Genomic DNA, 24,138 nt, shown 5'->3' on the forward strand with positions numbered 1-24,138 from the left:
AGACTCGATTCCCGTGTCCGACGCACCCGAGAACGAGATCACGCCCGAGGCGGTGACGGCTGCGGCCGAGGCCGCGGTCGCGGCGATCGCCGCGGCATCCGATTCCGCCGAACTGAAGGCGGCGCGACAGGCGCACGTCGCGGAGGGCTCGCCGCTGGCGCGCCTGAACGCGCGCATGCGCGACGTGCCCGCGGACCGCAAGGCGGAGTTCGGCAAGCTCGTCGGCCAGGCCCGCGGGCAGGTCACGCAGGCGCTCGCCGCCCGCGAGACCGCGCTCGCCGAAGCGGAGCTCGCCGCCAAGCTCGAAGGCGAGCGCGTCGACATCACCGCCGTGCCGCAGCGCACGCGCGTGGGGGCGCGGCATCCGCTGACCCTCCTGCAGGAGCAGATCGGCGACATCTTCGTCGGCATGGGGTGGGAGATCGCGGAGGGTCCCGAGCTCGAGCACGAGTGGTTCAACTTCGACGCGCTGAACGTCGACCCCGACCACCCGGCGCGCCAGATGCAGGACACCTTCTACGTCGACCCGGTGGAGCGCCACCTGGTGCTGCGCACCCAGACGAGCCCGGTGCAGATGCGCACCATGCTCTCGCGTGATGTGCCCATCTACGTCATCTCGCCCGGCCGCGTGTACCGCACCGATGAGTTCGACGCCACGCACCTGCCGGTCTTCACGCAGTTCGAGGGGCTCGTGGTCGACAAGGGCATCACGATGGCGCACCTGAAGGGCACCCTCGACCACGTCGCCAAGCAGCTGTTCGGCGCCGAGGCGAAGACGCGCTTCCGCGCGAACTTCTTCCCGTTCACCGAGCCGAGCGCGGAGCTCGACCTGTGGCATCCGACGTTCAAGGGCGGCGCCCGCTGGATCGAGTGGGGCGGCTGCGGCATGGTCAACCCCAACGTGCTGCGCGCGGCGGGTCTCGACCCCGAGGTGTACTCGGGCTTCGCGTTCGGCATGGGGGTCGAGCGCACCCTCATGTTCCGCAGCGACGTGCAGGACATGCGCGACATGGCCGAGGGCGATGTGCGCTTCAGCGAGCAGTTCGGGATGGTGGTGTGATGCGCATTCCGCTGTCGTGGCTGCGTGAATATGTGGACGTCCCTGCGGACGCGACCCCGGAGGACGTGCTCGCCTCGTTCGTGAGCGTCGGCTTCGAAGAGGAGGACGTGCACTCCTTCGACGTGACCGGTCCGGTCGTCGTCGGCCAGGTGGTCTCGTTCGAGCCCGAGCCGCAGTCCAACGGCAAGACGATCCGCTGGTGCCAGGTCGACGTCGGCGAGGCGAACGGCGGCGTGCGCGGCATCGTGTGCGGCGCCGGCAACTTCTTCGCGGGCGACAAGGTCGTGGTGACGCTGCCCGGCGCCGTCCTGCCGGGACCCTTCCCGATCGCGGCCCGCAAGACCTACGGCCACGTCTCCGACGGCATGATCGCCTCGGCGCGCGAGCTCGGCCTCGGCGAGGACCACTCCGGCATCCTGCGGCTCACCGAGCTCGGCCTCGACCCCGAGGTCGGCACCGATGCGATCGCCCTGCTCGGTCTCGACGACGTCGCCGTGGAGATCAACGTGACCCCCGACCGCGGGTATGCGCTGTCGCTGCGCGGCGCCGCACGCGAGTACTCGCACGCGACCGGCGCGGCCTTCCGCGATCCCGCGGGTGGGGGCCGGTGGGTCGACCCGGGTGCGGGCGTCGAGATCGCGATCGAGGATGACGCACCCATCCGCGGGCGCGTCGGTGCGTCGCAGTTCGCGGCACGCGTCGTGCGCGGCGTCGATCCGTCGCGGCCGACGCCCCCGTGGATGGTGGCCCGGCTTGCGCTGGCCGGCATCCGCTCGATCTCGGTGCTCGTCGACATCACCAACTACGTCATGCTCGAGCTCGGCAACCCCGTGCACGGCTACGACCTCGACAAGCTCTCCGGCGGCATCACCGTGCGCCGGGCGGCGCCGGGCGAGACGCTCGAGACCCTCGACGGCAAGGTGCGCGACCTGCATGTCGAAGACCTGCTGATCACGGATGCCTCGGGCCCCATCGGTCTCGCGGGCGTCATGGGCGGCGCGAGCACCGAGATGAGCGAGACGACCCGCAACGTGCTGGTCGAGGCGGCGACGTTCGACCCGGTCACGATCGCCCGCAGCGCGCGTCGCCACAAGCTGCCGAGCGAGGCGTCTCGGCGCTTCGAGCGCGGCGTCGACCCGAATGTCGCGTCGGTCGCCGCCGAGCGCGTCGTCGAGCTGCTCGAGAAGCTCGCCGGCGGCACGCGCGCGGTCGAGGGCGGCCTCGCGAGAGTCGAGTCCGCACACCAGCGCGACGGCATCCTGCTGCCGGACGGATTCATCTCCGCGCTCATCGGGGTCGACTACACCGACGACCAGATCACGGGCGCGCTCGAGAAGATCGGCGCCACCCTGCTCGACCAGGGCGACGACAGGCTGGTCATCGCTCCGACGTGGCGCCCCGACCTCACCGACAAGTGGACGCTCGCCGAGGAGGTCGCCCGCATCGAGGGCTACGACCGCATCCCCGCGGTGCTCCCTGTCGCGCCGACCGGTCGCGGCTGGACCGTTGCGCAGGCAGCCCGCCGTCGCGTGTCGAACGCGCTCGCCGCCGCCGGCTTCGTCGAGACGCCGTCGTTCCCGTTCACCACGGTCGACGCGAACACACTGCACGGCTCCGCCGACGGCGAGGCGGTGCCGAGCGTGCTGCTCGCCAACCCGCTCGACGGACTCGCACCGGCGCTGCGGCGCAGCCTCGTGCCGGGACTGCTCGCCGTCGCGCACCGCAACGAGGCGCGCGGCCTCGGCGACCTGTCGCTGTTCGAGACCGGCGCGGTGTTCCTCCCCGAGCCGGGCGTCGTCTACGGCACGGCCGACGTGCCGCCCGCCGCCGCACGTCCCGACGCCGCGACGCTCGCGGCGCTCGACGCGGGCATCCCACCGCAGCGTCGCCACCTCGCCGTGCTCGTCACCGGTCACGTCGCGCCCAAGCAGCCGGGCCGGTCGGCCGAGGCCGCCGGACTCCCCGAGGTGCTCGACGCGGTACGGGTCGCGGCATCCGCTGCCGGCGTCACGATCGACGTCGCCCAGGCGCAGCGCGCGGCGCTGCACCCGGGGCGTGCCGGCGTGCTGTCGGTCGACGGCGTGGAGATCGGCTACGTCGGCGAGCTGCTGCCGCAGGTGTCGGCCGACGCCGACCTGCCCGGCCGCGTCACGGTCGCCGAGCTCGATCTCGACGCCCTCGTCGCCGCCGCCGGAACCCGCACCGTCGCCCCGTCGCTCTCGGGCTACCCGGCGGCGACGCAGGATGTCTCGCTCATCGTCGACGCCGACCTCGCCGCCGCCGACCTCGCCGCGGCGCTCGTGGCCGGTGCGGGCGACCTGCTCGAGTCGCTGCGTCTCGTCGACGACTACCGCGGGCACGGTCTCCCCGAGGGCACCAAGAGCCTCACCTTCGCGCTGCGCTTCCGCGCGCCCGACCGCACGCTCACCGCGGCCGAGGCGACGGAGGCGAAGCTCGCGGGCGTGGCCGTGGCCACCGAGCGGTTCGGCGCGACCCTGCGGGAGTGACGTGCACGCCGTGCATAGCGCGCGGGCGTAGCGTGGCGGCATGACCGAGACGCGCAGCATCCCGACCCCCGACGGCCCCGCGATCGACGTGTACCTGGCGCGGCCCGACGGGCCCGTGCGCGGAGCGGTCATCGTGATCCACGAGATCTGGGGGCTCGTCGACCACATCCGCGACGTCGCCGACCGGTTCGCCGCCCTCGGCTACCTCGCCGCCGCCCCCGACATCCTCAGCCGTGGCGGCATCGAGCCCTCGATCGGCGCCGAGCTGTTCGCGATCATGAACAGCGACGACGAGGAGGCGCGGGTCGCCGCCCAGCCCCGCATGCGCGACGCGATCACCGAGGCCCGGGCTCCCGAGTACGCCGGGTGGGCGGTCGGGGCCCTCACCGGCGTCGTCGACCTCGTCGCCACGGAACCCGGCGTCGACGGACGCATCGGGGTCATCGGCTTCTGCTTCGGCGGCACCTTCGCGTTCCTCCTCGCCGCCGCCGACCCGCGCGTGCGCGCGGCGCTGCCGTTCTACGGCTCCGCGCCGGGCGCCGAGCAGCTCGGGCGCATCACGGCGCCGGTGCTCGCGCTCTACGGACAGCACGATCCGTCGCTCATCGAGGCGCTCCCGGCAGTCGAGCAGACGGCTCGCGAGGCGGGTGTCGCCCTCGAGACGGTCGTCTACCCGGATGCCGCGCACGCGTTCTTCAACGACGAGGGCCGCCGCTACCACGCAGCCTCGGCGGCCGACGCCTGGGCGCGGGTGCAGGCCTTCCTCGACGCCCACCTCGACGCCGGGTGACGGCCCGGATTTGCGGGAGGATGCGGCATCCCGATACCCTCGCGGCATGCCGTCGGCGTCCCTCCACCTCGCAGTGCTCCCCGTGAGCCTCGGTGGCGCGCGCCGACGCCGCGGCGGCCGCCGACTCTAGGCGACCCCTGCGTCCCCCGTTTCCGGGAGCCGTCGCGGGTGTCGCCGCGTTCGGCCCTCGCCGCGCGTGCTCTGTGCATGAGCGGCATCCCTCCCAGAAACTAAGGTGGAATCCATGACGCTCTCGGTCGCCGTCTCCGGCGCTTCCGGTTATGCGGGCGGTGAACTGCTGCGCATCCTCGCAGCCCATCCCGATGTCGAGATCACGACCGTCACCGCGCACGCGAACGCCGGCCAGCCGCTCATCGCGCACCAGCCGCACCTGCGCTCCCTCGCGCACCTCACCCTCGAGGACACCACGCCCGAGGTCCTCGCCGGCCATGACGTCGTCTTCCTCGCGCTGCCGCACGGGCAGTCCGGTCAGTACACCGACGCGCTGAAGGACTCCGCGCTCGTCATCGACGCGGGTGCCGATCACCGGCTCACCGATCCGGCCGCGTGGGCCCGGTTCTACGGCGGCGACTTCCACGAGCCGTGGGCCTACGGCGTGCCGGAGCTCGCCGTGGCGGGCGGGAAGCAGCGCGCGAACCTCGTGGGCGCGACCCGCATCGCCGCCCCCGGCTGCAACGCGTCGACCGTCAGCCTCAGCCTCGCGCCCGGCGTCGCGGCGGGCGTCATCGACGCCACCGACCTCGTCAGCGTGCTCGCGGTCGGACCATCGGGCGCGGGTAAGAGCCTCAAGACCAACCTCCTGGCCAGCGAGATCCTCGGCACCGCGAACCCGTATGCCGTCGGCGGCACGCATCGGCACATCCCCGAGATCCAGCAGGCGCTGCGCGGCGCCGGCGCCGACGAGGTGCGCATCTCCTTCACGCCGGTGCTCGTGCCGATGGCCCGCGGCATCCTCGCGACCTCGACGGCCCCCATCCGGGCGGGCGTGACGGATGCGCAGCTGCGCGACGCGTGGGAGAGCGCCTACGCGGGGGAGACCTTCGTGCAGCTGCTGCCCGAGGGGGTGCTGCCGCGCACCGCCGACGTGCTCGGGGCGAACACGGCGCTGCTGTCCCTCGCGATCGACCGCGACGCAAACCGCGTGGTCGTCACCGCCGCGGTCGACAACCTCGTCAAGGGCACCGCCGGTGCCGCCATCCAGTCCATGAACATCGCGCTCGGCCTCCCCGAGGACCGCGCCCTCACCGTGAACGGAGTCGCCCCGTGAGCGTCACCGCCGCCCAGGGATTCGCCGCCGCCGGCGTCGCCGTCGGACTGAAGTCGACCGGCAAGCCCGACGTCGCGCTGGTCGTCAACCGCGGCCCACGCAAGGTGGGCGCCGCCGTGTTCACGAGCAACCGGGCCAAGGCGAACCCGATCATCTGGTCGCAGCAGGTCGTCGCGGACGGCGTCATCGAGGCGGTCGTGCTGAACTCCGGCGGGGCGAACTGCTTCACCGGTTCGTTCGGCTTCCAGACGACCCATCAGACCGCCGAGAAGGCCGCCGAGCTCCTCGGGGTGAGCGCCGGCGACGTCGTCGTGTGCTCCACGGGCCTCATCGGCACGGGCGACGAGGTCTTCCGGGCCAAGGTGCTCGCGGGCGTCGAGCAGGGCGTGGCGGCGCTGTCGGACGACGGGGGAGAGGCGGCATCCCTCGCGATCATGACCACCGACTCCCGGCCCAAGCGCTCGGTGCGCACCCACGACGGGTGGACCATCGGCGGTATGGCGAAGGGCGCCGGGATGCTGGCGCCCGGCCTCGCGACGATGCTGGTCGTCATCACGACCGACGCCGAGCTCACGAGCGCCGAGGCGGATGCGGCCCTGCGCCGCGCGACCGGCACGAGCTTCGACCGGCTCGACTCCGACGGGTGCATGTCGACGAACGACCAGGTCACCCTGCTCGCGAACGGGGCCACCGGCATCCATCCCGATCTCGACGTGTTCGCCGCCGTGCTCGCCGACCTCTGCCAGGACCTCGCCCGGCAGCTGCAGGGCGACGCCGAGGGCGCGAGCCACGACATCACGATCCGCGTGGTCAGCGCCGAGAGCGAGACCGACGCGGTCGAGGTCGGGCGCTCCGTCGCGCGCAACAACCTGTTCAAGGCCGCGATCTTCGGCAACGACCCGAACTGGGGGCGTGTGCTCGCCGCCATCGGCACCACCGCGGCCGCGTTCGACCCGTACGACGTCGACGTGTGGATGAACGGCGTGCGCGTGTGCAGCCAGGGCGGACCCGACCGTCCCCGCGAGGAGGTCGACCTCGCCCCGCGCGCCACCGACCTGCTCATCGACCTGAAGGTCGGCACCGCCGAGGCGACGATCCTCACCAACGACCTCACCCACGACTACGTCCACGAGAACAGCGCGTACGCCTCATGACCGATCCCGCCCTCCAAGACACCGACCCGACCGAGGCCTCCGCGAAGGCGGCGACCCTCATCGAGTCGCTGCCCTGGCTGCGTCGCTTCCGCGACCAGATCGTCGTCGTCAAGTACGGCGGCAACGCGATGGTCTCCGAGGAGCTGCAGGACGCCTTCGCCGCCGACATGGCCTACCTCCGCTACGTCGGGGTCAAGCCGGTCGTCGTGCACGGCGGCGGTCCCCAGATCTCCGACATGCTCGACCGGCTCGCGATCCCGACCGAGTTCAAGGGCGGCTACCGGGTGACCTCCACCGAGGCGATCTCGGTGGTGCGCATGGTGCTCACCGGTCAGGTGAACCCGCAGCTGGTCGCCAAGATCAACGCCCACGGCCCGGTCGCCGCGGGTCTGTCGGGCGAGGACGCGGGCCTGTTCGGCGGGCGCCGTCGCGGCGTGCTCGTCGACGGGGTCGAGCACGACCTCGGCCGGGTGGGCGACATCGTCGAGGTCGACCCGCAGCCGGTGCTCGACCACGTGACGGCGGGCCGCATCCCGGTCGTCTCCTCGATCGCCCCGGACCTCGACCACCCCGGGCAGTCGCTGAACGTGAACGCGGATGCCGCGGCCGCCGCACTCGCGGTGGCCCTCGGGGCATCCAAGCTGGTCATCCTCACGGATGTGCCGGGGCTCTACGCCGACTGGCCGAACCGGGAGTCGCTCGTCTCGAGCCTCACGGCCGAGGAGCTGCGCACCATGCTGCCGTCGCTCGAGTCGGGGATGATCCCGAAGATGCGGGCGTGCCTCGACGCGATCGAGGGCGGCGTGGAGACCGCGGCGATCATCGACGGACGGGTGCCGCACTCGGTGCTCGTCGAGATCTTCACTCAGAAGGGCATCGGAACGGAAGTGGTGGCGAAATGAGCGACGCAGACGCGCAGACCGAGATCTGGCAGGAGGCCGCCGGGCGTGACCTGGTGCGCAACTCCGGCGACCGCCTGGCCCTGCTGACCCGTGGCGAGGGCGCCTACGTCTGGGATGCCGCGGGCACCCGCCTGCTCGACTTCCTCGCCGGCATCGCTGTGGACGCGCTCGGGCACGCCCACCCGGTGTTCGTCGACGCGGTGACCCGGCAGGCGCAGACCCTCGCCCACGTGTCGAACTACTTCGCCACGCCGCCGCAGCTCGAGCTCGCGGCACTGCTGAAGCGGCTCGCCGGTACCGGCCCCGCCGGCCGCGTGTACTTCGGCAACTCGGGGGCGGAGGCCAACGAGGCCGCGTTCAAACTGGCCCGCCTCCACGGCGGCAGCGCGCGGCCGCGCATCCTCGCGCTCGAGAGTGCGTTCCACGGCCGCACGATGGGCACGCTGGCGCTCACCGGAAAGCCGGGAATGCGCGCGCCGTTCGAGCCGATGGTGCCGGGCGTGGAGTTCCTGCCGTCGACGATCGAGGCCCTCGAGGCCGCCGTCGACGACACGGTGGCCGCCCTGTTCGTCGAGCCGATCAAGGGCGAGGCGGGCGTCGTGCCGCTGCCCGAGGGGTACCTCGCCGCGGCACGGGAGATCACGGCACGCCATGGCGCGCTGCTCATCATCGACGAGATCCAGACCGGCGCCGGTCGCACCGGTGCCTGGTTCGGCTTCCAGCACGAGGGCATCGTGCCCGATGCGATCACTGTCGCCAAGGGCATCGGCGGCGGCTTCCCGATCGGCGCGCTGATCACGTTCCCGACGGCGAGCGAGCTGTTCTACCCCGGCACCCACGGGTCGACGTTCGGCGGCAACGCGCTGGCGACCGCCGTCTCGGTCGCGGTGCTCCACGAGATCGAGCGCGCCGGCCTCGTCGAGGCCGCGACCGTGCGGGGCGCCCAGGTGCGCGACGCCATCGACGGCATCGGATCCCCGCTCGTCACCGGCACGCGCGGCCAGGGGCTGCTCATCGGCGTCGCCCTCACCGACCCGGTCGCGAACGAGGTCACCGCCGCCGCGCAGCGGCACGGCCTCATCGTGAACGCGGCCAACGACAGCACGGTGCGGCTGGCGCCGCCCCTCATCATCGGCGATGTCGAGATCGACGAGTTCCGCGAGCGGTTCGCCGCCGCGCTCGCCGAGGTCGCGGCATCCGTCGTTCTCTCCCCGGAGGTGTCCGCATGACCCGCCATCTGCTCCGCGACGACGACCTGACAGCGGTCGAGCAGGCCGAGATCCTCGATCTCGCCGTCGAGCTCAAGCGCGACCGGTGGGCGCAGAAGCCGCTCGCCGGTCCTCAGACGGTCGCCGTGATCTTCGACAAGTCGTCGACGCGCACCCGCGTGTCGTTCGCGGTGGGCATCGCCGACCTCGGCGGCTCGCCGCTCATCATCTCGACCGCCAACAGCCAGCTCGGCGGCAAGGAGACCCCCGCCGACACCGCCCGGGTGCTCGAGCGCCAGGTCGCGGCCATCGTGTGGCGCACCTACGCCCAGGCCGGGCTCGAGGAGATGGCCCGCGGCACCCGCGTGCCCGTGGTCAACGCGCTCTCCGACGACTTCCACCCGTGTCAGCTTCTCGCCGACCTCCTCACCATCAAGGAGCACAAGGGCGAGCTCGCCGGGCTCACCCTCGCGTTCTTCGGCGACGGGCGCAGCAACATGGCCCACTCGTACGTGCTGGCAGGGGTCACCGCCGGAATGCACGTGCGCGTCGCCTCGCCCGACACCTACGCGCCCCGCGACGACGTGATCGACGACGCCGACCAGCGCGCGAAGGAGACCGGCGGCTCGGTGACGCTCTACACCGACCCGCTCGAGGCCGCCGCCGGCGCCGACGTGGTCGTCACCGACACCTGGGTGTCGATGGGCAAGGAGGAGGAGAAGCTCGCGCGCCTGCGCGACCTCGGCGCGTACAAGGTGACGAACGAGACGATGGCGCTCGCCGCGTCCGACGCGATCTTCATCCACTGCCTGCCCGCCGACCGCGGCTACGAGGTCGACGCCGAGGTCATCGACGGCCCGCAGAGCGTCGTCTGGGATGAGGCGGAGAACCGCCTGCACGCCCAGAAAGCCCTGCTGGTGTGGCTGCTGCGCCAGCAGTGAGCCGCGGCATCCGCTCGTCCATCCCGCACGAAAGGGTCGAACCTGTGACCGCTGAGTCCGCGCACGGAACCAATGAGGGTGCTCTCTGGGGCGCCCGCTTCGCCGGCGGGCCGTCGCCCGAGCTGCAGGCACTGAGCCGCTCGACGCACTTCGACTGGGTGCTCGCTCCGTACGACATCGCCGGCTCGCACGCGCACGCCACCGCGCTGACCGCGGCGGGCTACCTGAGCGCCGACGAGGCGGCGCGCATGCACGCGGGCCTCGACCGGCTTCTCGCGGCCGTGACGTCGGGGGAGCTCGTCGCGCAGCCCTCGGACGAGGACGTGCACGGTGCGCTCGAGCAGGCGCTGATCGCCGAGGTCGGCGCCGAGCTCGGCGGCAAGCTCCGCGCCGGCCGCAGCCGCAACGATCAGATCGCAACCCTGGTGCGCCTCTACCTGCTCGATCACGCCGCGGTCATCGCGCGTGAGGTGCGTGCGCTCATCGACGCGCTCGTCGCGCAGGCCGAGGCGCACGAGACGGCGATCCTCCCCGGTCGCACGCACCTGCAGCACGCGCAACCCGTGCTGCTCGCGCACCACCTGCAGGCGCACGGCTGGGCGCTGACGCGCGACCTCGAGCGGCTGCGCGACTGGGCGGTGCGCGCCCGTCTGTCGCCGTACGGCGGCGGTGCGCTCGCCGGTTCCACGCTCGGTCTCGACCCCGCGCTCGTCGCGCGCGAGCTCGGGCTCGCCGAGCCTGCCCAGAACTCCATCGACGGCACCGCCTCGCGGGACGTGGTCGCCGAGTTCGCGTTCATCGCCGCGCTCATCGGCATCGACCTGTCGCGGTTCGCCGAGGAGATCATCCTCTGGAACACCCGCGAGTTCTCCTTCGTGACCCTCGACGACGCGTACTCGACGGGGTCGAGCATCATGCCGCAGAAGAAGAACCCCGACATCGCCGAGCTCGCGCGCGGCAAGGCGGGCCGCCTCATCGGCAACGTGTCGGGGCTCCTCGCCACCCTCAAGGCGCTGCCGCTCGCCTACAACCGCGACCTGCAGGAGGACAAGGAGCCGGTGTTCGACTCGGTCGCCACCCTCGAGGTCGTGCTGCCGGCGTTCACCGGCATGGTCGCCACCCTGCGCTTCGACACGGCGCGCATGGCCGAGCTCGCGCCGCAGGGGTTCTCGCTCGCCACCGACGTCGCCGACTGGCTCGTACGCGCGGGTGTGCCCTTCCGTGACGCGCACGAGATCTCGGGTGCGCTCGTGCGGGCGTGCGAGTCCGCAGGGATCGGACTCGAGGATGCCTCCGACGCCCTGCTCACGAAGGTATCGCCGCGCCTCACCCCGGCCGTGCGCGACGTGCTCACGATCGAGGGTTCGGTCTCCTCGCGCGACGGGATCGGGGGGACTGCCCCGGTGCGGGTGGCCGAGCAGCGCACGGCGCTCATCGCGTCGGCGCAGGCTGCGGCTGCCGCGCTCATCGGCTGATCCCGCTCGGCGGCTGGCGGGGTTCACGTCTCCTCCGCGCTGCTTTCCGCCGTCGTTCACCTCGCGTTCCTCTCGCCGACGCCCGCTGTCGGCACGATCACGGGACGTGTCCAGCTGCATCTGGCGCAGCTCATAGGAGGGTGCCAGGTGGTCGCGCAGGTGCACTACGTCAGATTCCCGAGCACGCAGGATCGCGTGGCTCAGGAGTGGTTGCGCGCCACGCAGCTGATCATCGAGAGCGGCGCCTCGGCCGTCGTGACGTCGTCGACCGAGCGGGGCCGGGCGGGTTCGGTGGTCGGGTGGCGGCTCGTCAGCGACAACCATCGCGAGATCGCCCGGGGGAGCAGGCTCCACCCGAGTGAGCGGGCGGCCGGGTTCGATGCCGCGACGCTCGCGCGGCGCGCGGCGGAGCTCGTCGTGCACGCCGCCCGGCAGCACCAGACCCGCACGAGCCGGTGGTTCGCCACCCTCGACGAGGAGATCGTGCTGGTCGGTTCGCGGGCGTACGAGAACCGCGTGACGGCACGCAATGCGGGCGCCCTCGCAGTACGCTCGCTCGCGGCGATCGGCGCGCTCGGGCCCGACGCGGACTCGGTGTCCGCTGCGGGAGAGCCCGCGACGTGAGCGTCGAGCTCGTCGCGGGGCGCTTCCGTGTCGTGCGCATCGTCGGCGCGGGAGGTACGGCGACGGTCTACGAGGCCGTGGACGAACGCACGCAACAGGTCGTCGCGCTGAAGGTGCTCCACCCGCATTTCGCAGACGACGAGCGCACCTGGGATGCGTTCTTCGAAGAGGTGCGGGCGTCGTCGGCGATCGATCACCCGGCGATGGTGGAGGTCGTCGACTGGGGCGTGCACCAGGGTGGGGGCGCGCCGTCCGCGTGGATCGCGATGGAGTTCGTGCCGGGGAGCACCCTCGGGCAGCACGTGCGCCGCTGGGGACCCCTCGCTCGGTCGGACGCGCTGATCGTCGCCGACGCGCTGCTGCGCGTGATCGAGGCGTCCCACGACGCGGGGATCGTGCACCGGGACATCAGCCCCAGCAACGTGATGGTCGAGATGCAGTTCGGTGCGGCGGGCGTGCGTCCCGGTTCGGTGCGTCTGCTCGACTTCGGGCTCGCCGACCTCTCCGGGCGTTCGACGCACGGCGCCGATCCGCTGCTGAGCGCCGCGGGCGGCGGCGTCGTCGCGAACGTGCCGTACGCGTCGCCCGAGCATCTGACCGGAAGGTCGGTCGTCGAGGCGAGCGATGTCTATCAAGTGGCGGCGGTGCTGTGGTTCGCGCTGACGGGTGCGCCGCCGTTCACCGGCGACAGCGAGGCGGTGTCCCTCGCGCACCGCACGTCGCCCGCCCCGCGCCTGCGCGACGTGCTCGCAGGCATCGACCCGGCGCTCGATCGGGCGATCGCGCGCGCGCTCGCGAAAGATCCCGCCTCCCGCCCGTCGGCGCGAGACATGCGCGCCGCGCTGCTGCGTGCAGGCGCGGCGGAGACGCCCGGCGACCCGTCGCCCGCGCGCACCGCGAACGGGTGGCAGGAGGCCGTCGGAACGACGGCCCTCCTGCCTGCCGCCGTCGCCGTGTCGCAGCGATCGCGCGCGGGTGCGGTGCGGTGGCGGCGGCCGGGCGGCGTCGCCGTCATCGTGGTGGGTGTGCTCGTGGCCGGGGCGGTGATCGTCGGCCTGTCTGCCGCGGCGACACCGACGACCTGGGACGCGGGCCCCGCGCCGACGGCCTCCTCCGCGGAGCCGACCACGTCGGCAGCGCCCTCGCCGGCGGCACCGACCATCGTGGTGCCCGAGCTCGTGGGGCTCTCCCGGGCCGATGCCGAGGCCGCGCTCGTGCGTGCGGGGCTGCGTGTGGGGCGGGTCGAATCGGTGGATGCCGCGGCATCCGCCGACACCGTCGTCACCGCGTCGGCGACCCGGGGCGTTCGGCTCGCGGCCGGCTCCGCCGTCGATCTCGCGGTGGCGTCGGGGAGGAACGCCGTGCCCGACGTGACCGGTCTCGACGCGGACACAGCGGGCGCGCGCCTGACGGCGGCGGGGTTCCCGAGCGCCGTCGTCGGCGGGGTCCCGGGACAGCCCGTCATCTCGTACTCACCCACGGGCAGCGTGCCCCTCGGCACCGCCGTCGCCCTCACGCTCGCATCGGCGCCATCGCCGACGCCGACGCCCCCCGGGTCGGCGACGCCGTCGATGACCCCGACCCCGTCGCCGACGCCGACCGGCACACCCACCCCCACGCCGTGACCCGCGCCCGCGCAACTCGCCGCACCTCAGCCCGATACATCTCCTCAATGCCCCGTACACGTCGGGTTCACCGGAACGGCTGACACTTCCTGTGTCCCGATTGGCTCGCTTCATGGCGGAGAACGGAATCAGCTCATGAGCGAAGCTCTCACCGAGGTGCTGCCTGACGCAGGCGGCCCGCAGCCGCGATCACTGCGATCGCGGCCGGTGCGCGCAGACCGCGTCTTCCGGCTGGTGTCCTACTCCGCCGGCGGCACGACGGTCGCCATCATGCTCGCCGTCGGGCTGTTCCTGTCGCTCCGCGCGAGCGATGCCCTCGGGGTCGCGGGATTCTCCTTCCTCACGACCCAGGAGTGGACCCCGGAGACGCAGACGTTCGGCATCGCCGCCGTGCTGTTCGGCACGATCACGATCGCGACCATCGCGATGTGCATCTCGGTGCCGCTGGCGCTCGGCACGGCGCTGCTCATCAGCGAGATCGTGCCCGCGCGGGCCAAGCGCTTCCTCATCACCCTCGTCGACCTGATGGCGGCGGTTCCGAGCGTGGTGTTCGGCCTGTGGGGCGTGTTCTTCCTGCAGTCGAACGTCATCCCGGTCGCCCAGTGGATCTCGACCTACTTCGGCTGGATCCCGTTCTTCGCCGTGACCGACCAGTCCGGACAGGGAATCACGGATGCCGGCGCCTTCACCTCGTCCGCGTTCATCGCCGGAATCGTGGTCGCACTCATGGTGGTGCCCACGCAGACCTCGATCATGCGCGAGTCGTTCTCGCAGGCGCCGCTCGGCGAGCGTGAGGGAGCGCTCGCCCTCGGGTCGACCCGTTGGGGGATGATCCGCACCGTCGTGCTGCCGTTCGGACGCGGCGGCATCATCGGCGGCACCATGCTCGGCCTCGGCCGGGCGCTGGGGGAGACGATCGCGGTGGTCATGATCATCTCGCCGATCTTCTCCATCAACTGGCAGGTCTTGAAGTCGGGCACGAACTCGGTCTCGGCACTCATCGCGCTGCGCTACGGAGAGGCCAGCCAGTTCGGGCTCTCGGCCCTGATGGCCGCGGGCCTGGTGCTGTTCATCCTCACCCTCATCGTCAACTTCACGGCGTCGTTGATCGTCGCCCGCAGCAGGTCCGGGGCGGAGAGCGGCTGATGACCATCGTCGAATCCGAAGAACGCGGCCCGGCCGAGGACGGGCCTCGCGCCTCCGCGGCGCGCCGTACGCGCACACCCGCGCGTGGCGCGGTGACCACGGGAGCGAAGCGCGACCTCCACGGCGTCCCGCTCGATGACACCTTCAACGTGCTCGGGGCCGCGGCGGCCGGGCTCGCGGTGGCGACGCTGCTGTTCGGCTGGCTGACGCCGATGACGGGCTACGTCGGCTGGATCGTGGTCGCGTTCCTCGCCTTCCTCCTGATCTACGCGGTGCTCGCGTCGCTGCGCGCCGACCGCCTCGCCGTCGCCGACCGCATCATGACGACCCTGTTCTACTCCGCCGGCGTGCTCTTGCTCGGCGCGCTGGTCTTCGTGCTCGGGTACACGATCATCCGTGGGCTCCCAGCGCTCATCAACCCGAACTTCTTCGTGCAGACGATGACGCTCGCCGGTCCCCTCGATCCGCTGAGCGTCGGCGGTGTCGCCCATGCGATCGTGGGAACGCTCATCCAGATCAGCATGGCGCTCGTCATCACGATCCCGCTCGGGATCGCGACCGCGGTCTTCCTCAACGAGATCGGCGGTCCGTTCGCGCGGTTCGTGCGCACGATCTCCGATGCCATGACCGCGCTGCCCTCGATCGTCGCCGGGCTCTTCGTGTACGCCGCGGTCGTCACGCTGATCACCCATCAGCGCTCGGGGTTCGCCGCCACGCTGGCGATCAGCGTGATGATGCTGCCGATCATCATCCGGGCGTCCGATGTGCAGCTGCGTCTCGTGCCCCACAACCTCCGCGAGGCGTCGTACGCCCTCGGCACGAACCGGTGGCGCACCGTCTGGCACGTGGTGCTGCCCACCTCGCGATCGGGACTCGTGACGGCGGTCATCCTCGGCACCGCACGCGGAATCGGGGAGACCTCGCCCGTGCTGCTCACCTCCGGGGTGACCGCGGAGATGAACCTCAACCCCTTCCAGGGGCCGATGATCTCGCTTCCGCTGCAGGTCTTCGACTTCGTCAAGTCGCCCGAGCCGAACATGATCTCGCGCGGGTTCGGTGCCGCGGCCGTGCTCGTGCTCCTCGTGCTCACCCTCTTCATCGTCGCCCGCCTGATCGGCGGCACCGGCGCCGGCCAGCTCTCCGATCGACAGCGCCGGGCGGCGGCGGCGGCCTCCGCACGCGACCTCGAGCGCATCAGCGACGCGCGAGTCGCGCTCGCGATCGACGAGAGCGCCCCGTCGACGACCCGAAAGCCCAAGGGCAAGCCGCCCGCCGACCTGCGCTGGCGGATGGCTCAGCGTGACGCCGACCGCCGATCGGGTGCGATCCCGCCGCAACCCGGCAGCACCCCACCGCCCGCCCCACCGACGTCGGAAGAGAACCCCTCGTGAACGCCCGGACCCGCATCGCCGCCGCCCTCGCCGCCGTCATCCTCCTGACGACGATCGCGACCCCCGCGCAGGCGGACTCGTACGCACCGATCTCTGGTTCCGGCTCCACGTGGTCGCAGAATGCGCTCGACCAGTGGCGTAAGAACGTCGCCAGCAACTACGGCATGACGGTCAACTACTCGGGGACGGGCTCCAGCGCCGGCCGCACCGACTTCATCAACCAGACCGTGGATTTCGCGATCAGTGAGATCCCGTTCCAGTCCAAGCCCGAGGACGGATCGGCGCCCGAGGTGCCGCCGGTGTCGTACGCCTACATGCCCATCGTCGCGGGTGGCACGTCGCTCATGTACAACCTGAAGATCGGTGGCAAGCGCGTCACGAACCTTCGTCTGTCGGGCGAGGTGATCGCCAAGATCTTCACCGGCCAGATCACGAAGTGGAACGACCCCGCCGTGCAGGCCGACAACCCCGGTCTCGCGATGCCCGACCGCACCATCACCCCCGTCTATCGCTCGGACGGCTCCGGCACGAGCGCCCAGTTCACGCTGTGGATGTCGTCGCAGTTCCCCTCCATCTGGACGTATGGCATGCGGTCGCAGTTCCCGGCGGTCAACCCGACCTTCAAGGGCCAGAACGGATCGCTCGGCGTCGCCGGATACGTCAGCCAGGACTACGGCGAGGGGGCCATCACGTATGTGGAGTACTCCTACGCGATGAAGTCCGGCTTCCCGGTGGCGAAGGTGCTCAACAAGGCGGGGTACTTCGTCGAGCCGACCTATCAGTCGGTGGCGGTCGCGCTCCTGGCGGCGACGATCAACCCCGACCTCACGCAGAACCTGACGGGCGTCTACAACAACGCGGATGCCCGCACGTACCCGATGTCCAGCTACTCCTACATGATCGTGCCGACGCAGACCACCAAGGTGTTCACCACCGACAAGGGGAAGACGCTGAGCACCTTCGCCAACTACATGATCTGCGAGGGCCAGCAGCAGGCCGCGGCGCTCGGATATTCACCCCTGCCGATGAACCTGGTGCAGGCGGCATCCGCCGTGATCGCGAAGATCCCCGGAACCGTCGGCGCGGTCGACCTGAACAAGTGCAACAACCCGACCTTCAAAGCCGGAGATTCGCCGTCGAGCAACCAGCTCGCATCCACCGCTCCGCAGCCTGCCGCGTGCGACAAGCAGGGCCCCACCCAGTGCACGAGCGGCACGGGTGGAGCCCAGCAGGCCACCGCCGGAACCGGGTCCGGTGCCGTGAACAACAGCGGCGGGACGGCGACGTCGGGCACCGCCGGCGGAACGACCGGTGCGACGGGCGGCACGACCTCCGGGGGAACATCGAGCACCCCCGTGTACGACGCCAACGGCAACCTCGTCTCGGGGGCGGCTGCGGGCGGTTCCGGGCAGAGCGCCGTTTCCTCGCCGTTCACGCTGGCCTCCGACGGCTGGGGAGCCGAGCAATACCTGATGCTCGCGGCCGGCGTGCTGCTGCTGGCGGCGGTCATCCTGCCGCCCACCCTCATCCGTCGCCGGCGACATCACCCGGGAACCAGGCGCTGACGCCCCGACGCGGCGCCTCCCTGAGGCGGCCTCGTTTGCCCCCCGACGATCGGTTCGAGTGTCGTCGTTACCGGCCGGTTCATCGGCCATACACACCCCACTTCTAGCGTGAAGCCGTTCGGGCGAACGCTCGCCCCTGCCTGGAGGAAAGTCGTGTCCACCGCCCCGCGTCTGCACCGTCAGCGCTGGTTCGCATCTGTCGCCTCCGGGCTCATCTGCGGACTGGTCGCGTTCGGCGCCACGACGGCGATCGGCGTCGCCTCCGCGCCGCCCGCGCACGCCGCGACCGACACTTCGTCGGCGGTCACGATCACCGCCGCGCAGCAGGATCCGGACGTCGCCGACGCGCCCATGCCCGACCTCGCGGTCACGGTGTCGCAGACCCAGAACCTCACGTCGCAGGGGATCCGGCTGACGTGGACGGGCGGCAAGAAGTCGATCGCACCGTCGGCGGGCGGCAACGGCGGCGAGAACTTCCTCCAGGTCTTCATGTGCTGGGGGGATGACCCCACCGACGCGTCGCGTCCCGACCGCACCACCTGCGAGTACGGGGGCACCGGGGCGGTGGGCGCGACCCGCGATGCCTTCCGCAACACGGCTCTCGCCGACATCCCGACCGAGGATCAGGCCTACTCGGCGCCCAACTCCGTGCCCTTCCTCCCGCCGTACACGGCGATCCCGTTCGTCTCGCGCAAGGGCGATCGGGTCGACGGCATCAAGACCGACGCGACGACCGGCAAGAAGACGATCGACACGAGTGTCGATGTGAACAACAACCAGTTCATCACCTCGTATTCGACCAATGAGATCCCGTGGGCCGGATCCGGCAACGACGGATCGGGCTCGGTGAGTTTCGAGGTGCAGACGGCGGTGCAGTCGGATGCCCTCGGCTGCGGGTCGCCCGTCACGACCGGCACCACCACGACGGGCGCGAGCTGCTGGCTCGTCGTGCTGCCCCGGGGGACGGGCGACAACGGCTCGGTGAACATCACCCAGTCCGGTCTGTTCATCGACTCGTGGCGGCACGCCCTCGCGGTGAAGCTCGGATTCACCCCCGTGGGAACGCGGTGCCCGTCTGGCCAGGTGGAGAAGCAGCTGCAGGGCAGTGAGCTCGCCGCCCTCGCGGTGAGCTCCTGGCAGCCGGTGGTGTGCAACCAGGCCGGCGGATCGGTGTACTCGCTCATCACCGAGGCCGAATCGGATGCCGCGTCCCAGGCGTCGACCGCCACGGACGCGCCGCTCGCACTGACGAGCTACCCGGTGTCGACCGACTCGGGCGCGGCGGATCCTCTGCAGTACGCGCCGATCGCACTGTCGGGCATCTCGATCTCGATCGCGATCGATCGATTCCCCAACCCCAACGACAAGACCGTCTCGCAGGCCTATCTCGACGCTGCGCGCACCGCGTTCACGAGCATCAACATCACCCCCCGCCTCCTCGCGAAGCTGCTCACGTACTCGTACCGCTCGGCGATACCGACGGGTGCCGACACGAGTTACCTCAAGGGCACGGCGGTGTACAACCTGACCCAGGATCCCGACTTCCTCGCCGTGAACGACAAGGAGTGGGCGGCACAGGTGCTCTCGGGGCCGGCGATCGCCGACATCATCGTCCCGCAGGGTCGCTCCGACGCGGCGCGTGCCGTGTGGGCCTACATCGCGGCGGACAAGGATGCGAGCGCCTTCCTCGCGGGCAAGCCCGACCCGTGGGGGATGATCGTCAATCCGTACTTCTCGACGGATGCCTCGCTGAACCCGAACCAGGTGGCGTTCTCGACCGCCCGCGAAGACTTCCCCAAGGCCGACCCGGTGACGGTCACACCGGCCAACCAGGGTCCGATCAACCTCATCACGTGGCGTCCGTTCGCCAACGACCTCGCCAGCGTGGCCTACCTCACGCTGCGCGGAGACGGCCAGCTTCTGGGCACCTGGGATCCGTACTCGATCCCGCCGAAGTACGGCAAGGGCGCACGCATGCTCCCCGGCGTCCAACGCCTCATCGGGCTGACGAGCACCTCCGCCGCCGCCAGATACCAGGTGGTCACCGCGTCCCTGCGAAACGCCGCCGGATCGTTCGTCGCCCCGACGTCGGCGGGGATGCTCGCTGCCGCCGACGCGATGACGAGCGTCAACTCGACGGGGCGCACCAAGCTCTACGACCCGGCATCGACCACCGCCGCCTCCGCGCCGGCCGCCTACCCGCTCACGCTTCCGGTGTACGCCGCGAACAACCCGGTCACGACCAGTGCCGACTTGCGGAAGGCCTACGCGGCGTTCATCCGGTACGCGGTCAGCTCCCCGGCGCAGACCCCGGGCACCCAGGTCGGGGCGTTGCCCGACGGGTATGCCGCTCTGCCTCAGAGCTGGGTATCGCAGGCCACCGATGCGGCGACCGCCATCGAGAACGGCACTGCGCCGACCACGCCGACCACGCCGACCACGCCGCCGGCGCCGACCTACGTGGGCTCCCAACCCAACGTGTACAACAACGCCCCCGCGCCGGTCGTCGGGTCGTCTTCGTCGACGTCGACCACGCCGGACACCTCAGCGCCGACACCGGCCGCGTCGGGAACCCCGTCCGGGGCACTCGCCGCGGCGACCACCCCCGCCGACCCGGCCGTCGGCGGCATCGCCGCCGCGGTCCCGGCGAGCCTCGCGGGCGCCCTCGGCTGCGCGATCGCCTTCCCCGTCCTCGGTCGATTCCGTCGACGCCTCTAGACCCGCGACCCCGCTCGCGCCACAGCATCCCCCCTCCGCAGTAATCGCATGACCAGCACGTGAAGCAACTGAACACCGCAACGTCCATAAACACCCGAAAGGTACTGAGGTGAAACTCAAGAAGATCGCCGCGTTCGGCGCGGCATTCGGAGTCGCGATCGCCGGCTTCGGCGCGGCGACCGCGGCCCACGCCGACCCCGTGTCCGACGGATACTCCATCGTCGGATCCGACACCTTGCAGGACGCCGTCGCGGCCCTCGCGAACGGCACCACGATCACCGGCTCGTCGGTGAAGGTCAGCGGCGCGGGCAAGGCGCTCGCGTCCTGGGACGCCTTCACGCTCGGCGTCACCGGCGGTGTGGGAAGCATCCAGACCAAGCCCTTCGGCCCGGTCTTCGACCGTCCGAACGGGTCCGGTGCGGGACGCAACGCCCTCATCGCGTCCAACGGCGGCACGGCGTTCATGTCGGGCAGCACCCAGACCCCGGCGTTCGGCTACGGCACCGGTTCGGTCAACGTGCAGAACCAGATCGACCTCGCCCGCTCGTCCTCGGTGAGCGGCACGGCCGGAACGAACCTGACCTACGTTCCGTTCGGTCAGGACGCCATCGGCTACATGTTCAAGGTGGGTACGGCATCCGGCAGCGGTAACGCCGCGGCCGCGACGTCGGCGATCCAGGCGCTCACCAAGGCCCAGCTCACCGCGATCTACTCGGCCAACAACAGCTCCGACGCGAGCGCCGTGCTCAGCGGCAGCGGATACACCCTGACCCCGGTCGGTCTCCAGTCGAGCTCGGGCACGTGGAGCACGTTCCTCAGCAAGATCGGCGTCAGCACCCTCGGCTCGGCCGTGGACACCCGCAGCAACACCGCGCCGGAGAACGACGGCCGCGTGCTGACTCCGGGTACCAACGAGGTTCAGATCATCCCGCTGTCGATCGCGAACTACGTCGGCCAGGTCAACGGCGCTGCGCGCATCAACACCATGGCCGGCGCCACGGTCGGCTCGATCGACGGCGTCGCGCCGTACACCGGCACGGCACCGTCGCTCGTCCCCAACACCGCCTACTACAACAGCTCCGACTGGGGCCGCACCGTCTACATCGTGGTGCCGACCGCCAAGATCTCGTCGGGCAACGCGCTCTACGACCAGGGTCTGTACGACCTGACCAACCTGTCGTCGTCCACCAGCCTCACCTACTGGGGTGGCTCGGGTGCTCCCACGACGAGCAAGGCCGTGAAGCTGAAGTTCGGCTTCAGCGCTCCCACCGGTACCGCGGTCACGCGTAACGGCTGATCCCCACCCACTCGATCGATCACTGAATCAGAGGAATCACTCACATGAACAGCAAGCTCGCGAAGCGGGGCCTCATCGGTCTCGGTGCCGCGGTGCTCTCCGCGACGCTCGTGGCTGTGCCGGCTTTCGCCGCCAACGCCGCAGTCGTCCCCACGGTGGGTTCGGCCCACCCGCTGTATCTCATCTCCGACGAGGACGGCTCGGGCTTCCCGGCCGGCACGGTGAAGGGGTGGAACGACAGCGTCCTCGCCGACCCGCAGCCCTCCGACCCCAACTACCAGAACTCCTTCGCGGTGCCCTCCGGCACCGTGTCGGTGAAGACGTTCATCTCGCCCCGCGGTCAGGAGTCGAGCGTCTCGTCCTGGAACGCCTACGGTGCGCTCGGGCTCACCCCCGGCGGCATCCTGCTCCCGAACCTGAAGCCCAGCGGCAACACGAACGCGGGCCTCGGCTCGCCTTCGGGCAGCGGTGCGGTGGCGAATGCCGGTGGTGACTACTCGCTCGGCATCGCGTTCCTGAACAACGCCAACCAGGTCATCGAGGCGGACTACACCTTCATCACGGTGACGGCCAACGCCAACGCGAACCTCGCGACGTGGACCTTCGACGTTCCGGTTCCGGCCACGCCGAAGCCGAACTTCGCCGGCTTCGCTGCGACGTCGGGTGCCTCCGCCGTCGTCGGTGCGACCGCGGTGCAGTTCAGCGCGACCGCCGCCAACGCGAACAAGACGGTGGATGTCTGGCTGGAGGGCGCGTCGAGCAAGGCCGCGACCCTGACGCTCGACGCCTCGGGCAACGCGATCTACACCTCGATCACCGGTCTGACCGCGGGCACGCGACTGGCGCTGACCGACTCGGGCTCGGCTCCGGCCGTCGTCGACGCGTGGATCACCGCGGCCGCTGTCGCGGCCCCGACGACCGCGCCGAACTCGACCACCGACCCGTCGACCCAGGTCACGGTCGCCAACCCGGCATCGGGCGCCACCACGATCTCCGTCCCGGCGGGCGCGGGCAACGCGAACAAGACGTACAACGTCTACGCGTGGTCGAACCCGACGTCGCTCGGCCAGGTCACGACCGACGGCAGCGGCAACGCCACGGTGGATGTCTCGTCCCTCGCGCCCGGTGTCCAGCACACCGTCGCGCTGACCGACCCGAACACCGGTGCGTACGTCGCGTGGGGTACGTTCACCCTCACGAGCCCCACGGCGGGCTCGAGCACGGTGACCGCCGATGTCACCAACTCCGGCAAGTTCGCGCTCGAGGGCGTGGCCTCCTCGATCAACCTGACCCCCGCCGCGGCGGTCGCCCGTGGTGCCACCACCACGGCCGTCCCGCTGGGCGCGATCAAGGTGACCGATGACCGCAACGCGCTGCTCGGCTGGACCCTGAAGGCGGATGCGTCCGACTTCACCAGCGGCTCGAACACGATCGCCAAGAGCGCGCTCGGCATCGCCCCGAACATCGTGAGCGGCGTCACCGACGGCATCACGCTCGGCGCGGCCCAGGTCGCGGGCTCCGCGTCCTACCCGGTCGCGACGCTGGCGCAGGCGGCGGCGGGCTACGGCACCCTCGCCGTGGGCACCTCGCTCAACGCGGACCTGACGTTCAAGGCGCCCAACAACGCCGTGTCGGGAACGTACACCTCGACCCTCACCCTGACGCTCGCCTCGAAGTAATCCTTCGACGAGCCGACGGCTGCGGCCGAAGGTAACCACACCGTGTGGGGGAGACCTCGGGTCTTCCCCACACGGTGCGTCCGCGACATCCGTCGCCCCGTCTGTACAGAAAGCAGTTCGACCTCATGCGTGCCCTTCCTCTTCGACACCTGCGCGTCGCCGCGGCCGTCATCGTGCTGAGCGCCACCGTGGGCCTCGCCGCCTGCACCGGTCCCGCGACGTCCGCGACGTCCTCGTCGTCGGCCGCACCGTCGGCCCACCTGGTCCACCTCGTCGACGTCGACGGCAAGCCGCTTCCCGGCACGACCGGGCGGGGATGGGGCGACGATGTGTTCGCGTCGCCGGTCGAGTCGGACACGACGTTCTCGCACCCGTTCTCGGTGCCCTCCGGCGCCGCGTCGGCCGCGACCTTCATCTCGCCTCGAGGGGGCGAATGGACCACGTCCCGCTGGGACGCCTCGGGATGGCTCGGCATCGCCACCGACGGGGTGCTACTTCCCAACGTCAAGATCAGCGGGTTGACCACTGCCGGCAGCGGCGACCCTTCGGGCACCGAGGCCGTCGCCCGCCGGGGCGGGGACTACTCGCTCGGCATCGCCTTCCTCGATGCCGGCGGCCGGGTGATCGAGGCCGACTTCGCCTCCGTGACCCTCGCGCCCGCCGACAACCCGTCGGACGCCACCTGGACGTGGGTCGCGCCCGCGTCCTAGTCGCCTCGCGAACACGTCTCGTTCACCCGCGCGCCACGTCGGCGCTGCCGCTCCGTCA

The 24,138-nt window shown here is 71.2% G+C and carries 18 protein-coding genes; all 18 read left to right on the forward strand.

Features of this window, described 5'->3' with window-relative positions; genetic code table 11:
- The first annotated feature begins 13 nt into the window (after nt 1-13).
- The 18 genes from pheS (at nt 14) to RR49_RS08465 (ending at nt 24,080) form a co-directional block, all read left to right on the forward strand.
- Nucleotides 14-1,060 (forward strand): phenylalanine--tRNA ligase subunit alpha, encoded by a 1,047-nt coding sequence (gene pheS / locus RR49_RS08380; RefSeq protein WP_045247631.1) that lies wholly within the window; start codon nt 14-16, stop codon nt 1,058-1,060.
- Nucleotides 1,060-3,567, forward strand: coding sequence for a phenylalanine--tRNA ligase subunit beta (pheT, locus tag RR49_RS08385; protein WP_045247632.1), 2,508 nt, complete (start codon nt 1,060-1,062; stop codon nt 3,565-3,567). The genes pheS and pheT overlap by 1 nt, the downstream gene beginning before the upstream one ends.
- A 40-nt stretch (nt 3,568-3,607) precedes the next feature.
- Complete coding sequence (locus tag RR49_RS08390) at nt 3,608-4,357, forward strand: dienelactone hydrolase family protein (protein WP_045247633.1); 750 nt, start codon at nt 3,608-3,610, stop codon at nt 4,355-4,357.
- Between the two features lie 244 nt (nt 4,358-4,601).
- Nucleotides 4,602-5,645 carry an N-acetyl-gamma-glutamyl-phosphate reductase gene (argC, locus tag RR49_RS08395; RefSeq protein WP_045247634.1) on the forward strand — a complete coding sequence of 348 codons (1,044 nt, stop codon included), beginning with the start codon at nt 4,602-4,604 and terminating at the stop codon, nt 5,643-5,645.
- Nucleotides 5,642-6,799, forward strand: a complete 1,158-nt coding sequence (gene argJ, locus RR49_RS08400; protein WP_045247635.1) for a bifunctional glutamate N-acetyltransferase/amino-acid acetyltransferase ArgJ — start codon at nt 5,642-5,644, stop codon at nt 6,797-6,799. Before argC ends, argJ begins: the two co-directional genes overlap by 4 nt.
- The gene (argB, locus tag RR49_RS08405) at nt 6,796-7,701 is read left to right on the forward strand and encodes an acetylglutamate kinase (protein ID WP_045247636.1); all 906 of its coding nucleotides are present in this window, start codon (nt 6,796-6,798) and stop codon (nt 7,699-7,701) included. The genes argJ and argB overlap by 4 nt, the downstream gene beginning before the upstream one ends.
- Nucleotides 7,698-8,930: an acetylornithine transaminase gene (locus RR49_RS08410; RefSeq protein WP_045247637.1), complete on the forward strand. Its 1,233-nt coding sequence runs from the start codon at nt 7,698-7,700 to the stop codon at nt 8,928-8,930. The genes argB and RR49_RS08410 overlap by 4 nt, the downstream gene beginning before the upstream one ends.
- A complete protein-coding gene (gene argF / locus RR49_RS08415) occupies nt 8,927-9,850 on the forward strand; it encodes an ornithine carbamoyltransferase (RefSeq protein WP_045247638.1) in 924 nt (307 codons plus the stop codon). Before RR49_RS08410 ends, argF begins: the two co-directional genes overlap by 4 nt.
- A gap of 44 nt (nt 9,851-9,894) precedes the next feature.
- On the forward strand, nt 9,895-11,325 hold the full coding sequence (gene argH, locus RR49_RS08420; RefSeq protein ID WP_045247639.1) for an argininosuccinate lyase: 1,431 nt from the start codon (nt 9,895-9,897) through the stop codon (nt 11,323-11,325).
- Nucleotides 11,326-11,472: 147 nt separating this feature from the next.
- A complete protein-coding gene (locus RR49_RS15860) occupies nt 11,473-11,949 on the forward strand; it encodes a hypothetical protein (RefSeq protein WP_045247640.1) in 477 nt (158 codons plus the stop codon).
- Nucleotides 11,946-13,574: a serine/threonine protein kinase gene (locus RR49_RS08430; protein WP_045247641.1), complete on the forward strand. Its 1,629-nt coding sequence runs from the start codon at nt 11,946-11,948 to the stop codon at nt 13,572-13,574. Before RR49_RS15860 ends, RR49_RS08430 begins: the two co-directional genes overlap by 4 nt.
- Nucleotides 13,575-13,709: 135 nt before the next feature.
- Nucleotides 13,710-14,720 carry a phosphate ABC transporter permease subunit PstC gene (gene pstC / locus RR49_RS08435; protein ID WP_048809039.1) on the forward strand — a complete coding sequence of 337 codons (1,011 nt, stop codon included), beginning with the start codon at nt 13,710-13,712 and terminating at the stop codon, nt 14,718-14,720.
- Complete coding sequence (pstA, locus tag RR49_RS08440) at nt 14,720-16,111, forward strand: phosphate ABC transporter permease PstA (protein ID WP_048809040.1); 1,392 nt, start codon at nt 14,720-14,722, stop codon at nt 16,109-16,111. The genes pstC and pstA overlap by 1 nt, the downstream gene beginning before the upstream one ends.
- The gene (gene pstS / locus RR49_RS08445; RefSeq protein WP_048809041.1) at nt 16,108-17,676 is read left to right on the forward strand and encodes a phosphate ABC transporter substrate-binding protein PstS; all 1,569 of its coding nucleotides are present in this window, start codon (nt 16,108-16,110) and stop codon (nt 17,674-17,676) included. Before pstA ends, pstS begins: the two co-directional genes overlap by 4 nt.
- Before the next feature lie 153 nt (nt 17,677-17,829).
- The gene (locus RR49_RS08450) at nt 17,830-20,394 is read left to right on the forward strand and encodes a hypothetical protein (protein WP_045247642.1); all 2,565 of its coding nucleotides are present in this window, start codon (nt 17,830-17,832) and stop codon (nt 20,392-20,394) included.
- 109 nt (nt 20,395-20,503) lie between these two features.
- Entirely contained in the window at nt 20,504-21,691 is a 1,188-nt protein-coding gene (locus RR49_RS08455) for a hypothetical protein (protein WP_045247643.1), read from the forward strand.
- Nucleotides 21,692-21,735: 44 nt separating this feature from the next.
- Nucleotides 21,736-23,370, forward strand: coding sequence for a hypothetical protein (locus RR49_RS08460; protein ID WP_045247644.1), 1,635 nt, complete (start codon nt 21,736-21,738; stop codon nt 23,368-23,370).
- 125 nt (nt 23,371-23,495) lie between these two features.
- Nucleotides 23,496-24,080: a hypothetical protein gene (locus RR49_RS08465; protein WP_048809042.1), complete on the forward strand. Its 585-nt coding sequence runs from the start codon at nt 23,496-23,498 to the stop codon at nt 24,078-24,080.
- Nucleotides 24,081-24,138: the final 58 nt, after the last annotated feature.

Origin of the sequence: Microbacterium ginsengisoli (assembly GCF_000956535.1) — a bacterium.
Classification (GTDB): domain Bacteria; phylum Actinomycetota; class Actinomycetes; order Actinomycetales; family Microbacteriaceae; genus Microbacterium; species Microbacterium ginsengisoli.